The 14,420-nt window shown below is 70.0% G+C and carries 9 protein-coding genes; 3 read left to right on the top strand and 6 right to left on the bottom strand.

The genetic code is table 11. The features are described from left to right. The first annotated feature begins 10 nt into the window (after positions 1–10). Positions 11–2,227 (top strand): histidine kinase dimerization/phosphoacceptor domain -containing protein, encoded by a 2,217-nt coding sequence (locus Q0672_RS03525; protein ID WP_298619744.1) that lies wholly within the window; start codon positions 11–13, stop codon positions 2,225–2,227. Between the two features lie 9 nt (positions 2,228–2,236). Here the strand turns inward: Q0672_RS03525 and narL are convergent, their stop codons facing one another. After that, on the bottom strand, positions 2,237–2,908 hold the full coding sequence (gene narL, locus Q0672_RS03520; protein ID WP_298619742.1) for a two-component system response regulator NarL: 672 nt from the start codon (positions 2,906–2,908) through the stop codon (positions 2,237–2,239). Further along, complete coding sequence (locus tag Q0672_RS03515; RefSeq protein ID WP_298619740.1) at positions 2,905–4,821, bottom strand: histidine kinase; 1,917 nt, start codon at positions 4,819–4,821, stop codon at positions 2,905–2,907. Before Q0672_RS03515 ends, narL begins: the two co-directional genes overlap by 4 nt. 365 nt (positions 4,822–5,186) lie before the next feature. On the opposite strand from Q0672_RS03515, the gene Q0672_RS03510 reads away from it, so the two are divergent. Both Q0672_RS03510 and Q0672_RS03505 read left to right on the top strand, forming a co-directional pair. After that, positions 5,187–5,975 (top strand): Crp/Fnr family transcriptional regulator, encoded by a 789-nt coding sequence (locus tag Q0672_RS03510; protein WP_298619738.1) that lies wholly within the window; start codon positions 5,187–5,189, stop codon positions 5,973–5,975. A gap of 58 nt (positions 5,976–6,033) precedes the next feature. Then, positions 6,034–6,909, top strand: coding sequence for a dienelactone hydrolase family protein (locus Q0672_RS03505; RefSeq protein ID WP_298619736.1), 876 nt, complete (start codon positions 6,034–6,036; stop codon positions 6,907–6,909). A 16-nt stretch (positions 6,910–6,925) separates the two neighbouring features. Here the strand turns inward: Q0672_RS03505 and Q0672_RS03500 are convergent, their stop codons facing one another. From Q0672_RS03500 to Q0672_RS03485, 4 genes are read right to left on the bottom strand one after another with little or no spacing between them, the layout of a single operon-like run. Then, complete coding sequence (locus Q0672_RS03500; RefSeq protein WP_298619734.1) at positions 6,926–9,040, bottom strand: EAL domain-containing protein; 2,115 nt, start codon at positions 9,038–9,040, stop codon at positions 6,926–6,928. Then, positions 9,027–11,825: a response regulator gene (locus tag Q0672_RS03495; RefSeq protein WP_298619732.1), complete on the bottom strand. Its 2,799-nt coding sequence runs from the start codon at positions 11,823–11,825 to the stop codon at positions 9,027–9,029. The genes Q0672_RS03500 and Q0672_RS03495 overlap by 14 nt, the downstream gene beginning before the upstream one ends. Further along, a complete protein-coding gene (locus Q0672_RS03490; RefSeq protein WP_298619730.1) occupies positions 11,825–12,403 on the bottom strand; it encodes a YfiR family protein in 579 nt (192 codons plus the stop codon). Before Q0672_RS03490 ends, Q0672_RS03495 begins: the two co-directional genes overlap by 1 nt. Continuing rightward, positions 12,403–14,391: a TonB-dependent receptor gene (locus Q0672_RS03485; protein ID WP_298619728.1), complete on the bottom strand. Its 1,989-nt coding sequence runs from the start codon at positions 14,389–14,391 to the stop codon at positions 12,403–12,405. Before Q0672_RS03485 ends, Q0672_RS03490 begins: the two co-directional genes overlap by 1 nt. Between the last annotated feature and the right edge of the window lie 29 nt (positions 14,392–14,420).

Below are 14,420 nucleotides of genomic sequence, written 5' to 3'. Positions count from 1 at the left end.
AGAGGCGATCGTGCTGCGCGTATTCACGCTTCTGGCGATGCTGGCGGCGCTGGTCTTCGGGCCGGTGGCGGCCCGCACGGACGCCCCGGTCCTGCCGGTGGCCGAGCGCAAGACCGTGCTGGTCATCAATTCCTATCACTGGGGCTTTGCCTGGACCGATGCCCAGGTGAGCGGGATCCTGCAGGTGCTGCGCAGTGGCGACTCGCCGCCGGAGATCTTTGTCCATGACCTGGACGCCCTGCGTCAGCCCCGCCGCGACGATGATGCGGGCACTGTCGCGCATCTGCGCCAGCGGGTTGGCGAGCGGCGTGTCGACCTGGTGATCGTCACCGACGACCCGGCGCTGGACTTCGCGCTGCGTCACCGGGATGCGCTGTTTCCCAAGGCGTCGGTGGTGTTCTCGGACGTGCGGGATTTCGACCCCGCGCGGGTGCGGCCCGATGTGCCGATCACCGGCGTGCGGGAGAACGTGGACATCGTCGGCACCCTGGGCGCGGCCCGCAAGCTGCTGCCGGACGCCCGCCGGATGGTGGTGTTCGGCAATCTGGGCGGGTCGGCGACCGGCTTCGCCCACGCCCACGAGGCGCTGCTCAAGATGGGCAGCCCGCTGCCGGTGGAGCAGTATTTCGACCTGGGCCTGAGCGAGATCCTCACCATCGTGGCGCGGCTGTCGCCCAACGACATCATCCTGCCCCTGGCCACTGCGGTGGATGACCAGGGGCGCCGGCTGGATTATTCCGAGGTGATCACCCGCATGGCCCAGGTGTCGCCGGCGCCGGTGTTCGACATCACCAGCCACCGGGTGCGGGACGGGATCACCATTGGCGGCAGCGTGGAAGACGGCGTCACCCAGGGGCGGGTCGCCGCCGGGATGGCCCGGCGCGTCCTCGCCGGCACCCCGGCCCGGTCGCTGCCGGTGGTCGATGCCGAGCCGGTACTGCTCTTCAATCACACCGTGATGGAGCGCTTTGGCGTGCCCGAAAGCCGCTTGCCCGAGGGCGCCCAACTGATCGGCAAGCCCCCCGGGGTGGTCGAGCGCAGCGGCGGTGTCTTCTGGGCGATGCTGGCGGCGCTGGTCGCCCTGACGGTGGTGATTGTGGTGTTGATCGCCAACATCAAGCGCCTCAACCGGGCCGAGTCGGTGCTGGAGCAGAGCGAGGAACACCTGCGCCTGGCGGTCGAGGGGGCCACCGACGGCATCTGGGACTGGAACCTCAAGACCGGCGCGATCTACGTGAGCCCGCGTTATTTCACGATGCTCGGCTACGAGGTGGGCGAGCTCGAACTGGGCCCCGAAGCGCTGATGCGGCAGATTCACCCGGACGACCGGGAGGCCACCGAGGCGCGCTTCCGGGAGTTCATCGCCTCGCCCGATGCGGCCTTCCGGGCCGAGTTCCGGATGCGCGCCAAGAGCGGCGAGTGGCGCTGGATCCTGTCCCGTGGCGCGGTGGTCAAGCGCAAGTCGGACGGCCGGGCGCTGCGGGTGGCGGGGTCGCATGCCGACATCACCGACGCCAAGATCGCCGAACAGCGGATCAGCGCGGCGCTCCACGAGAAGGAGGCGCTGCTGAAGGAGATCTACCATCGGGTGAAGAACAACCTCCAGGTGGTGGCGAGCCTGCTCACCATGCAGGGGCGCAGCGTGGACGACGCGGACGTGCGTGAGCTGTTCGAGGACAGCGCGGCGCGGGTGATGGCCATGTCCCAGGTGCACGAGCAGCTGTACCGCTCCCACGATCTGGCGAGCATCGACTTCAAGCGCTACCTGGGTCAGCTGGTGGAGCGGCTGGCGTCCCAGCACGGGCGGCAGGGGGTGCGCATCGAATCGGCGCTGGATCAGGTGGTGCTCGGCATCGAGACGGCGATCCCCTGCGCGCTGATCGTGAACGAGCTGGTCTCCAACGCCGTCAAGCACGCCTTTCCCCACGGCAGCGCGGGGCGCATCCAGGTGGGCCTGCAAGCCGATGGTGAGGGCGGCGCCCGCCTGTGGGTGGAGGACGACGGGGTGGGGTTGCAGCCGGGCTTCTCGCCGGCCACCAGCCGCAGCCTGGGCTGGCGGCTGGTGGTGGGGCTGGTGAATCAGATCGGCGGCAAGCTGGTCATCGGGGCGGGCGCCAGCAGCCGCATCCGCACCGGCACGCGGATCGTGATCCGCTTCCAGCCCGACGCACCGGAGAGCCGGCGCTACGCCGACGCGCTGCCGGTGCGGGACGACCTGCCTGCCTGAGCGGCGGGTTCAGCGCGGCCCGGCGGTGCCCGGGCGGAGGTTCTGGTCGATGGCCCACACGGCGGCCTCGAGGCGCGAGCGGAACTTCAGCTTCTTCAGCAGATTCTTGATGTGCACCTTCACCGTGCCCTCGGCGATGTTGAGGTCGCGGGCGATCAGCTTGTTCGATAGCCCGCTGGCCAGGCAGCCGAGGATGTCGCGCTCCCGGTCGGTGAGCGGGGCGAGGCTGCGTTCGGCGGCCTGGGCCTCGTCGCGCAGCGAGCGGGCCAGGAGTCCGTTGAGGCTCTCGCTGATGACGATGCGCCCCGAGAGCGCTTCGACGATGCGCGCCAGCAGTTCTTCGGGTTCCATGTCCTTCAGCAGGTAGCCGTCGGCGCCGGCGCGGATCGCCGCGACCAGATCGTCGGCTGCATCTGACACGGTGAGGATCAGGATGCGCGCGGCGAGATCCGCCTCGCGGAGCGCACGCAGGGTCTCGATGCCGCTCATCCCGCGCATGTTGAGGTCGAGCAGGATGAGGTCGGGCGCCAGGGCGCGGGCCAGTTCGAGCCCTTCTTCGCCGCTGCTGGCCTCGCCGATGAGGTGGAGCTGGTCGGACAGGGCGATGAGCTGGGAGACGCCTTTGCGGAACAGCGGGTGGTCGTCGATGATGATGACGGAGGTGGTGGCGGGGGCGTTCATGGCGCGCTTCCTTGGGCGGAGGTCGGAGAATCGGAGAGGTGGGCGTCGGCCGGGAAATCCAGCTCGACCCGGGTGCCGCCGCCTTCGCGGGGGCGCACGCTGATCTGGCCGGCGAGACTCTGGGCGCGGTCGTGCATGATCACGATGCCGTAGCGATGGAGCGGGCGGTCGGCCTCGTCGAAGCCCACGCCGTCGTCGTCCACCGTCACCCGCAGGCGCTCGGCGCCGTTCGGGGCGAGGGCGATCGCCACCCGGCCGGCCTGGGCGTGGCGTTCGATGTTGGTGAGGGCCTCGCGGATGATCTGCAGCACGTGGATCTCGCGGTTGGGGGCCAGCTCGACGCCGCCCAGGCGGTTGTCGAGGGTGATCTCGAGCCCGGTGCGGCGGCGGAATTCCTGCACCGTGTCGTCGATGGCGGCGTTGAGGCCGCGGCCGTCGATGCGCAGGCGGAAGGTGGTGAGCAGCTCGCGCAGCTGGCGGTAGGCCTCGTTGAGCCCGTCGCGCAGCTCGCCGACGATCTCGGTGACCGGCTCGGGCGTGGGGCTCTTGCGCAGCAGGGTCTGCAGCCGGGTGACCTGGATCTTGAGATAGGACAGCGACTGGGCGAGGGAGTCGTGCAGCTCCCGGGCGATCACCGAGCGTTCGTCGAGCAGCGCCAGGCGGTGGCGCTCCTCGTTGCGCTGGGTCGAGGCCAGCGCGGCGCCCACGTGGCGGCCGACGGTCTCGAGGAGCTCCAGCTGCCAGGGGGCGAGGGTCTGGCCCGGCGGCAGGGCAAGCAGCAGGGCGCCGTGGCTGCGGCTGCCGTCGAAGAGCGGGGCGGCAATCGTCTGGCCGCCGGCGGGCTTGGGGTGGGCCACGATGGCACGGTCGCCGCTTTCGCAGCCGTGGCAGGTGGCGCGGCACAGGGCGTCGATGGCGATGCCGTCGGCGCCGGTGCGGCAGACGGTTTCCGGCGCGTCGGCCCGGCTCAGGCAGATCGCGCCGCTCGTCACCCCGACCACCTGTTCCATGTCGTCGAGCACCTGCTGGAGCGTCGCCCGGGTCACGGCGCGCTCGGAGAGGGCGCGAGTGGTCCGGTAGAGCAGGTCGAGGGACTGGTTGCTGCGGGCGAGCTCCTCGGTCTTCTCCTGGACCCGGTTTTCCAGCTGGGCGTAGCTGCGGGACAGATCCTCGACCATGAAGTTGAAGGCCTCGCCGAGCTGGCCGAGCTCGTCCGGCTCGCGGATCGGCACCCGCACGGCGAAATCGCCGCGCCGCACCCGGTCGGCGGAAGCGAGGAGGTCGTGTAGCGGAAGCAACACCTTTTGTTTCAATTGCAACATCGCAACGACGCCGACGATCACTAGCAACACCAGCGAAATGCCCTGCACCAGCCGCAGGAGCTGCAGCTTGTCTTCCAGGCCCTGTTCGATCAGCACCACCAGCTGGTTGATGGCGGTGACGATCTCGGCCGTCTCGGCGGAGAGCCGTCCGCCGCCGGGCTGGCCGGCGGCCACTTCGGTGGCAGCCTTCTCCACAGCCGGGTGGAAGCGCCCGCGCCACACGCTGCCCACCGCGTCGTAGGCCCGGCGCAGGCTTCCATCGGCGCCCTGGGGGATGGTGCGCGTGAGGTCGGGGCTGGTGAAGCGCGTCTCGAACTCGGCGATGGCCTGCTCGATGCCGCGGGCGTCGCCCTGGGTGACGGCGGCGCCGATGGCGTAGGACTGCATGCGCAGAGAGCCGGCGAGGTTGATCGCCCGGGCCTCGCCCGACGACAGCTCGGCCACGGTGATCGAGGCGAAGATCGACACCGCGGCGAGGCTGGCGATGGCGGCGATCCACGCACCCAGGCGCAGCACCACCGACGGGCGGCGGCGCCCGGACGGGGGCGGCGAGGCGGGCGGGAAGCCTTGGTTTGCGGGCTGGGCGGTCACGGGGCGGGCCTGGGTTGTTCGGCAGGTCGCCATTCTCGCCCCGAGTCGCCTCCGGGGTCACGTCCGGTGGGTACGCGAGCCAGGAAAATGGGGTTAGACGAAAGGATAGGCAGCGGCTTTGTGCGAGTCGGGTGGTGTCGCGGCGTTTTTAGTAAAAAGCGCTATAAAGCAATGGTATGGCGCCGATTCTGGGGTGGTGGGGAAAATACCTCGTTGGAGGTAGTTGCCTCATTTTTGAGCAGGTTTGGACTCTGATCTAAGTCAACTTTCAGCCCGGTTTGGGCTCCTAGACTGCGTGCCATGTACCGGGGTCGAAGGCAGTTTTTCCCCGCATGACCCCACTTTGTAGCAGCGAGGTAAATGTGATGCGCACGAGTCTTGATGATCTGTCTCTGGTGTTGGGCGAGCTTGCCCTGTTTCGTGATCTGCCCGATACCGTGATCGCCGAGGTAGCGCGCGCAGCCCATGTGGTGAGCCTGCCCAAGGGGGCGGCGATCTACGCCTCGGGCGAGCGTCCGAAGGCGCTCTTCCACGTGATGTCCGGGCACCTGAAGGTGGCGGTTTCGTCGCCGGAGGGCGGCGAGAAGGTCATCGAGATCCTGTCGCCCAACCAGCTGTTCGGCGTGGCCGAGCTGTTCGGCGATGCGCCTTACGTGTCGTCGGTGGAGACCGTGTCGCCGGTGGTGCTGGTGTCGGTCGGGCGCGACGGCATCTTCCGGGCCATGGACAGCGAGCCGCGCCTGATGCGCCGGATGCTCGCCGCGGTGGCCCAGCGTCAGTTGTCCATCGAGCGCGACATCGCCGCCGACTGCCTGCAGTCCGGCTCGGCCAAAGTGGTGGAGTACCTGCGCCGGATGGGCGCCGCGGCGGCGGCGAAGGCGGCGCGGATCGAGCTGGAACTGGCGATCCCAAAGAACGTGCTGGCGGCGCGCATGGGCTTCACGCCGGAAACCCTGTCGCGGATCTTCCGGGAGCTGTCGGATGCGGGCTTCATCCAGGTGCTGGGCAAGCACGTCACCCTGACCGAGAAATTCACCCGCCAGTACGCCTGTGGCACCGAGCGCGCGCTGGCCGAGCGGCGCCCGGCGAGCCGCGGCGGCGTGTGGTTCGATCGCCCCGCTGCCGTGACCACCGCCCACGCGGCCTGGAACTGATCGCGCCGCGCCGGTGGCGCGGTATGCTGGCGCTCTTCCCAACAGTGAGGAGCGTTCGATGGCAACGGTTCAGGATTCCGATTTCGACAGTCTCGTTCCCGGCCTGCCCCTGAGCCGGCGGACCTTCGTCGGCGGTTCGCTGGCGGCGGGTTTTGCGCTGGCCGTGCAGCCGGCCCTCGGGCAGAGCGTGGTCGTCACCCCTGCCGACGGGCTGGTGGCGGGCGAGATCGCGCTGCCGGCGCCGGATGGCGTCGCCCTCAAGGCTTACCGTGCCCAGCCGGCGGGCAAGGGGCCTTTCCCCACCGTGCTGGTGGTGCAGGAAATCTTCGGCGTTCACGAATACATCCGCGATGTGTGCCGGCGCCTGGCCCGCCAGGGCTATCAGGCCATCGCGCCCAGCCTGTTCCAGCGCCAGGGCGACCCGGCGGGCATCGACAGCGTGGCGGACATCCTGGCGAAGGTGGTCAGCAAGGTGCCGGACGCCCAGGTGCTGGCCGATCTGGATGCCACCGCGGCGTGGGCTGCGGCCAATGGCGGCGACCCGGCCCGGCTGGGCATCACCGGCTTCTGCTGGGGCGGGCGCATCACCTGGCTGTACGCCGCCCACAACCCGAAGCTGAAGGCCGGCGTGGCGTGGTATGGCCGCCTGACCGGCGTGGCCAGCGCGATGACGCCCCAGCACCCGATCGACGTGGTGGACAAGATCCGCGCCCCGGTGCTGGGCCTTTACGGCGCCAAGGACCAGGGCATCCCGGTGTCGGACGTGGACGACATGAAGGCTGATCTCGCCAAGGCCGGCAAGCGGGCGGAGTTCGTGGTGTATCCGGATGCCGGCCACGCCTTTCATGCCGACTACCGCCCGAGCTACCGGGCGGCCGATGCGGCGGATGGCTGGGGCCGGCTGCTGGCGTGGTTCAAGGCCAGCGGGCTCTGATCCCCGTCAGGCTGGTTCAGGCCGGCTCGCGCAGGGCGTCCCGCAGCAGGGTTTCCATCTCGGCGGCCGGGCGCGGCGGCGAGAACAGGTAGCCCTGCATCGTCCGGCAGCCGGCGTTCCGCAGGAAATCCCGCTCGGCGGCGGTCTCTACGCCTTCGGCCACCACGTCCAGCCCCAGATGCCGGGCCATTGCCAGGATGGCGGTGGTGATGCCCGCGTCGTTGGGGTTGTCGAACAGGCCGTGGACGAAGCTGCGGTCGATCTTCAGGCTGCCGATGGGCAGGCGCTTGAGGTGGGCGATGGACGAATAGCCGATGCCGAAATCGTCCAGCGCGAAATGCACGCCGGCCGCCCGCAGCTGGTGCAGTTCGGCTGCGATGGCCGGGTCGCCGTCCATCACCAGCCCTTCGGTGAGTTCCAGCACCAGCCGCCCGGCATCGAGCCCGTGGTGGGCGAGGAGCGCCATCAGTCCGTGGGTGAAATCCGGCATCCGCAGCTGGCGGCCGGACAGATTGACGGCGATCCGCGCCGGCGCAATGCCGGCCCGCTGCCACGCGGCGCCCTGGGCGCAGGCGGCGTCCAGGGCCCGGTGGCCGAGGGGGATGATCAGCCCGCTCTCTTCTGCAGCCGGAATGAAGGCCGAGGGTTCGAGCAGCCCGCGCTCCGGGTGCTGCCAGCGCAGCAGCGCCTCGACGCCGACGATGCTGCTGTCGGCGGTGTCGACGATGGGCTGGTAGTGCAGCACGAACTCGCCGCGCTCCAGCCCCTTGCGGATGTCGTTCTCGAGCTTGAGTCGTTCGACCGCCTGATGGGTCAGGTCCTCGCTGTACATCTGCCAGTTGTTCCGGCCGCGCTCCTTGGCGTGGTACATGGCGGTGTCGGCGTGCTTGAGCAGGGTGGCCGCGTCGGTGCCGTCTTCGGGGTACATGGCGATGCCGATGCTGGCGCCGATGCTCACCTCGGCGTCTTCTGCCCGGAAGGGCCGGGCGAGGGCGCTGCGCACCCGCTGGGCGATCTGGATGGCGGCGCGGGCGTCTTCGAGGGACGGCAGGGCGATCACGAATTCGTCGCCACCCAGCCGCGCCAGGTGCAGGGGCGGGCTGGGTTCGTCGGCGCCGGGCCGGGAGACGATGTCGCTGACCCGCAGTTTCTCCTTCAGGCGCAGGGCCACTTCGCGCAGCACTACGTCGCCGGTGTCGTGGCCGAGGGTGTCGTTGATGCGCTTGAAGCCGTCCAGATCAAGGAACAGCAGGGCGAGCTTGCGGCGCTCGCGGGCGGAGCGCTGGAGCTCCTGCTCGAGCCGCTCGACGAAATGCTGGCGGTTGGGCATGCCGGTGAGCGGGTCGTAGTAGGCCAGCCGGCGGATCTTCTCTTCGTTCTGCTTCTCGCGGGTGATGTCGCGCACCACGGCGATCACCTGATCCTGGCTGCTGCGGGCGAGACGTGCCTCGTAGTGGCGGTCCTGGCCGTCGGCGGGCAGCGTGAACACGAGGGCCTGGAGCATGCCCTCCCGGATCGCCCGGTGCAGGTTATCGGCGACCTCGGCGGCGAGCGCTTCGGGCAGCACGTCGGTCACCCGCCTGCCGATGAACAGCCGGGGCTGGATGGCGTCGCGGCGGCCGGCGCCGGCCTTGGCGTCGAGGATCGTGCCGTCGCCGCGCAGGGTGAACAGCATGTCCGGGATGGCGCGCACGATCGCGGCCTGGCGGGCTTCGAGGGCCGACTGGACGCGCACGCTCTCGGCAGCGCGCAGCACGTAGCGGGCCCGGTGGCCCAGGATCGGCCAGTTGATGGGTTTGGCCATGAAGTCGTTGGCGCCCACCTCATAGGCGAGGTTGATCGAGGCGAGGTCGTCCATCCCGGTGACCATGATGACGGGGATGTCGCAGGCGGCCCAGCGCTGGCGGACCCGGCGGCACACCTCGAAGCCGTCGACGCCGGGCATGTCCACGTCGAGGAGCATCAGGTCGGGCGGCTGGTGCTCCACGGCGGCGAGGGCTTCGTTGCCGTCGCAGGCTTCGATGACCGCAAAGCCGGTCTGTTCGAGGGCTTCCCTTTCGAGCAGGCGGGCGGTGTGGTCGTCGTCGACGATCAGGACGCGGGGTGGCGGGAGGGAATCAGGGTTCGACATGGGGAACGTTTCCTTCGAGGGTGTCCTGCAGGGCATCGCGTACCCGGGACCACTCTTCTTCGATGGTGGCCAGAAGGCGCTGCGTGGCATCCGGGCTGGCGGTGCGCGCGCTGGCTTCGAGGGCCTTGAGCTGGGCCGTGAGCACCTCGGCGCCCACGTGGGCGGTGCTCGACTTGAGGTAATGGGCCGTCCGGCGCAGGGCTTCGGCGTCGGCCTCGCGCAGGCTGCGGCCGAGTTCGGCGAGGCGCGGCGGGGTTTCGGCGAGGAAGCTGCGGATCACCCGCTCGACGAGGGCGGGGCCGTTGGGGCCGGGGATGCGGCGGATCGCGTCGAGGGCGGCCGGGTTGATCGGGGCGTCGCCGGCGGGCAGGGGCGCGGCGGTGGGCGCGGCTGCGGGTTCGTGGGCGGCGGCGCGCCCGCCGGGCAGCCAGGTGGCGAGCATCTGCGAGAGCTGTTCGCGGGTGAAGGGCTTGCTGAGGTAGGCGTCCATGCCGGCGGCGATGCAGCGCTCGCGGTCGCCGGACACCGCGTTGGCGGTGAGGGCGATCACCGGCAGCGGGCGGATCTGGCCTTCGTCCTGCAGCACGCGGATCCGCGCGGTGGCTTCGAGGCCGTCCATCTCGGGCATCTGGCAGTCCATCAGCACCAGGTCGAAGCGGCCATTGCGGACTTTCTCGACGGCCTCGACGCCGTTGTGGGCGAGGGTGCACTGCAGGCCGAAGGACTGGAGCATGGCCAGCGCCAGCTGCTGGTTGACCGGGTTGTCCTCGGCCACCAGCACGTGGCCGGCGAGCCCGGTGGCCGGCTTGGTGGCGGCAGTGCTTGCAGGGGCTTTGGCGGGTGCCCGGAAGAGGGCGGTGGCGATGGCGTCGTAAAGGTCGGACTGGCGCACCGGCTTGGTGAGCACGCCATCGGCGATCGACGGCTGGCCGGCGCTGCCCTGCGTGCCGACCGGCGCGACGATGAGCAGGGGCAGGCGGGCGAGGGCCGGGTGGCAGCGGATGGCGTCCACCAGCCGGGCGCTATCCATCTCCGGCTGGTGCAGGTCGATGATCGCGAGGTCGTAGGGCTGGTGCCGGGCGGCGGCGTGTTCGAGGGCGCGCAAGGCGTCGGTGCCGGTGGCGACGCCGGCGGGCTGCATCGCCCAGCCCCGGACGATCTGCCCGATGGCCTGGCGCTGACTGGTGTTGTCCACCGCCAGCAGCACGCGGCGGCCATTGAGCTGCCCGGCCGGGTCGACGCCGGTGCGGGCGTCGGCGTCCTGCTTGGTGAAGGGCAGTTCGATCCAGAAGCGGGCGCCTTCGCCCGGGGTGCTGTCCAGCCCGATGCGGCCGCCCATCAGCTCGACCAGCCGGCGGGTGATCGCCAGCCCGAGGCCGGTGCCGCCGTAGCGCCGGGTGGTGGAGTTGTCGGCCTGGGAGAAGACGCTGAAGATCCGGTCGTGGGCGTCGGGGGCGATGCCGATCCCGCTGTCCTTGACCTCGATGCGGAAGCGGGCGCGGGCGTCGTCTTCGTCCAGCAGCTGGGCGCGGATGACGATCTCGCCCTGGTGGGTGAACTTGACCGCGTTGCTCATCAGGTTGGTGAGGATCTGGCGCAGGCGCACAGGGTCGCCGCACAGGGCGAGCGGGGCGTCGTGGGGCACCGCGCAGACCAGCTCGACGCCCTTGGCCTCGGCGGCGCGGGCGAACATGTAGCCCACGTCCTCGATGAGCTGGCGGAGGTGGAAGTCGATGGTTTCGAGCTCGAGCTTGCCGGCCTCGACCTTCGAGAAGTCGAGGATGTCGTTGATGATGTTGAGCAGGTGCTCGCCGGATTGGTACACCGCGTCCGAGAAGCGCGCCTGCTGGGCGTTGAGGGGCGTGCTCCGGAGCATCTCGGTCATGCCGAGGATGGCGTTCATCGGCGTGCGGATCTCGTGGCTCATGGTGGCGAGAAAATCGCTCTTGGCCTGGTTGGCGGCCTCGGCGAGTTCCTTGGCGCGGCGCAGTTCGAGGGTGCGGATCTCGATCTTGTGTTCGAGCTGGTCCCGGTGGCTGGCGAGGCTGCGGTCGCGCTCCTGGATCTGTTCGAGCATCGCGTTGAAGCCCCGGGCCAGCTCACCGATCTCGTCGCTGGAGTCGACCGGTGCGCGGATGCCGTAGTCGGCGCCGGCGGTGACCCGGTCCATCACGTCCACGAGGCGGGTCATGGGGTCGGTGATGGTCTGGTTGAGCCGCGCCAGCAGCCCGTGGGCGATGGCCAGGGCGATGAGGATCACCACCGCGAAGGCGATGATGTGCCACATGAGGCGCAGGTAGAGCTTGCCCAGGTCGAAGCGCAGGGTCACCGCGCCGGCCTGGGCGCCATCGACCCGGATCGGCTGGGTGACGTCCAGCGCCGACAGGCTGAGGAGGTAGCCGGCGGCCGGCGCCTGGGCGAGCACCGGGGCGGTGCCCGTGCCGGCCTGGGTGTAGGTGGCGAGGGGCTGGCCGGTGGCTTTCCACAGGGCGGCGAAGCGCACCTGGTGGTCGTCGGCCAGGGAGCGCAGGAAGCCTTCGGCCGCCACCTGATCGTCGAACACCACCGCCGAGGCACTGTTGCGGCCGACGAACTCGGCCTTGGTGCGGGCTTCCTCGATGAAGGTGGAGCGCAGTTCGAAGTAGTCGTGAACCGCCAGCAGCAGCACCGCGATGAGAAACGCGCTGCCGGTGGTGAGCAGGTTGATGAGGCGCAGCTTCTTGCGCAGCGACCCCGCCCGGAGGAGCTTTTCGAGGAGCGAGGGCGGGCGTTCGGTGGCGGACATCAGCGGCCTCCCTTGCCGTCGCGGACCAGCCGGGCGAGCCGGAGGATCTGGGAACTGAGCTTGAGCCCGGCCCGCTGGGCGGCATCCGGGTTGGCCTCGAAGCGCACCTTGTCGCCTTCCATGTAAAGGCCGATCACGCCGCCGGCGCTGGCGAAGCCGTCGGATTCGCCCACCGTGAGCACCGGCGCGCTGCCCAGCGACTGGAGCACCGGGAGCGCGCTGGCGCGGCCGGTGATGACCAGGATGTGGCACTGGCCGCCTTCATCGGCGCGGGCGAGGAGGCGCACGTCCACCGCCTTGCCGCGCACCGGGGGCTTGGATTCGAGGGCCGCGACGGCCTCGGTGAGGTCGCTGCCGTTGCCGGTGACGCAGATGCGCAGCCGGGGCGCGCGGCTCCACGGGTCGTCCGGCCATTCGGAGAACTTGGCGAAGTTGTAGATGAAGGCGGCCTTCACCGCGTTCTCCTCGGCGATCTCCGGGGCGGCCGGCGCAGCCGGGCTGGCCAGGGCGAGCAGGGCCCACAGGGCCAGGTACACGGCGTGGTGGCGAAGGAAGGCGGTCAAGACGCGGGCAGCCATCAGAAGCGGTACACCGCCTTCAGGCGATAGCTGCGGCCGTCCTGCGCGAGGCGGTCACGCTGGGGCACGGTGGGGTCGTAGGCGGTGGCGTCGAAGTAGCGGTTGTCGAACAGGTTGTAGACCGAGGCCGACCATTCCCAGTGGTTGCCGGCCATGGGGCGCAGCAGGGTGAGGTTGGCGAGGCCGTGGTCGGGCACCGTGCCGGCGTGGGTCTTGCGGGCGGCGAGCCACTGGGCCTCGGTGCCCAGGCGCAGGGATTGCCAGGGCAGGGGCACCGACAGGTTGAGCTTGCCGATGACGTTGGGCGAGTTGGTGAGATCGTTGCCGGTGGCGTCGTGGGCGTGCTGGAGTTCGAGGCTGGTGCGCAGGCGGGCGCCGTTGGTCCACAGCTTCTCGATCTCCAGCTCGACACCGCGGGCCGAGCTGCGGCCGGCGTTGACGTACTGGAGCAGGCCGGAGCGGGCTTCGGTGGTCTGGTCGATCAGGCCGGCGAGGCGATAGACGTAGGCGGTGCCGAGCAGGCGGGTCTGGCTGTCCAGGTAGTGCTCGACGCTGGTTTCCCAGGTGGTGATCTTTTCGCCGCGCAGGCGCGGGTTGGCGATGGCGCTGCCGGCGTAGCTGTAGTTGCTCTCGTACACGTTGGGCGCCCGGAAGGCGGTGCCGTACTGGAGCTTCCAGACCGTCTGGGCCGACAGCCGATACACCGCGCCCAGCCGTGGGCTGAACTGGGCGCCCTGGCCAGTGACCTGATCCACCCGGCCGCCCACCGAGAGCTTGAGGTCGGGCGTCCATTGGAAATCGTCCTGCACGAACACGCCGCTGCGCTCGCTCTGGCGGTGGTCGTCGGCGTTGAGCCGGTAGGGGGCCACATCGTAGTTGCGCTGGTTCTGGATGCGGTTGCGCTGGTGCTCGATGCCGGCGACGAGCTTGTTGCGGGCCGAGAGGCTGCTTACCAGCTTGAGCTCGACGCCGTACCAGCTGCCGTGGGCTTCGTCGTGGTTGCGTACCGACGGCGTGCCCAGAAGGGCGGGGGCCGAGTAGGTGTAGTCCGACAGGTAGGCGCGGCCGGAGAGTTCGGTGGCGGCGTCGAGGGCGCGGGTGTAGTCGACGGCGAGGTAGCTCTGGGTGTCGATGAAGGCGTGGCCGCGGTCGTTGAACTCGGCCCCGAAGGCGCCGGTGGGCACGCCCTTGGTCCGCCGGCTGGCGGCGGTGGTGAGGCGCAGGCCGTCGATGCCGACGCGGGCGAAGACGCTGCCCTGGCGGGTGTAGTCGGTGTGGGCAGTGTGGCCGTTGTGGGTGGCCGGAGTGTCGAACTCGGGGAAGTACAGCGCCGGGCCGGTGGCGTTCATCCCGGAGACCGAGGCGAGGAAGTCGGCGCCGTTGTCGAGGCGCTTGCCCACGCTGGCCCGGCCGTCGATGGTGTTGTGACTGGAGATGCGCGCGCCAAGTTCGCCCCCATCGAGCTGCGCGCCGCTGCGGGTGATGAGGTTGATCACGCCGAACACGGCGTTGCCGCCGTAGATCGACGAGCCCGGCCCGCGGATGACTTCGATGCGATCGACGATGTCCAGGTCGATGATGCCGTCGGTGCCGATGTAGGCCTGGTCGTAGATGGCGTCATTGACCCGCTGGCCATCGACCAGCAGCAGCACGCGGGTGTTGTAGTCCTGGGGGCGGGCGAAGCTGCGGGCCCCTACGTAGTCGTAGCCCCGGTCGCTATGGGTGTAGAAGCCGTGGAGGCTGCGCAGCACCTCGGCGACGGTGCGCCAGCCGTACTGGCGGATGTCGTCGCGGGTGACGACGCTGACGGCGGCGGTGGTCTCGGAGGCCTTCTGCTCGAAGCGCGAGGCGCTCACCACCGGCACGTCGATGAGCTGGTCGAGGGACAGCTCGGTCAGGTCGTCGGCGCCGTGGGCGCAGGCGGAGCAGCCCGCCAGGGCCAGCGCGATGCATTTGAGGCTGGCGTGGGGGGAGGAGGCGTTCTTCATCGGGGCTGGCGATGTGACGCAGCCCCGCT

It is taken from the genome of uncultured Zoogloea sp. (assembly GCF_937894855.1).
In the GTDB taxonomy this organism is placed as follows: Bacteria; Pseudomonadota; Gammaproteobacteria; order Burkholderiales; family Rhodocyclaceae; genus Zoogloea; species Zoogloea oryzae.
This window is presented reverse-complemented; position numbering and strand designations above follow the sequence as displayed.

Excerpts from the sequence above, each read along its gene's own strand:
- narL (WP_298619742.1), bottom strand. The coding sequence starts at position 2,908 with ATGAACGCCCCCGCCACCACCTCCGTCATCATCATCGACGACCACCCG.
- Q0672_RS03510 (WP_298619738.1), top strand. The coding sequence starts at position 5,187 with ATGCGCACGAGTCTTGATGATCTGTCTCTGGTGTTGGGCGAGCTTGCC.
- Q0672_RS03505 (WP_298619736.1), top strand. The coding sequence starts at position 6,034 with ATGGCAACGGTTCAGGATTCCGATTTCGACAGTCTCGTTCCCGGCCTG.
- Q0672_RS03500 (WP_298619734.1), bottom strand. The coding sequence starts at position 9,040 with ATGTCGAACCCTGATTCCCTCCCGCCACCCCGCGTCCTGATCGTCGAC.
- Q0672_RS03495 (WP_298619732.1), bottom strand. The coding sequence starts at position 11,825 with ATGTCCGCCACCGAACGCCCGCCCTCGCTCCTCGAAAAGCTCCTCCGG.
- Q0672_RS03490 (WP_298619730.1), bottom strand. The coding sequence starts at position 12,403 with ATGGCTGCCCGCGTCTTGACCGCCTTCCTTCGCCACCACGCCGTGTAC.
- Q0672_RS03485 (WP_298619728.1), bottom strand. The coding sequence starts at position 14,391 with ATGAAGAACGCCTCCTCCCCCCACGCCAGCCTCAAATGCATCGCGCTG.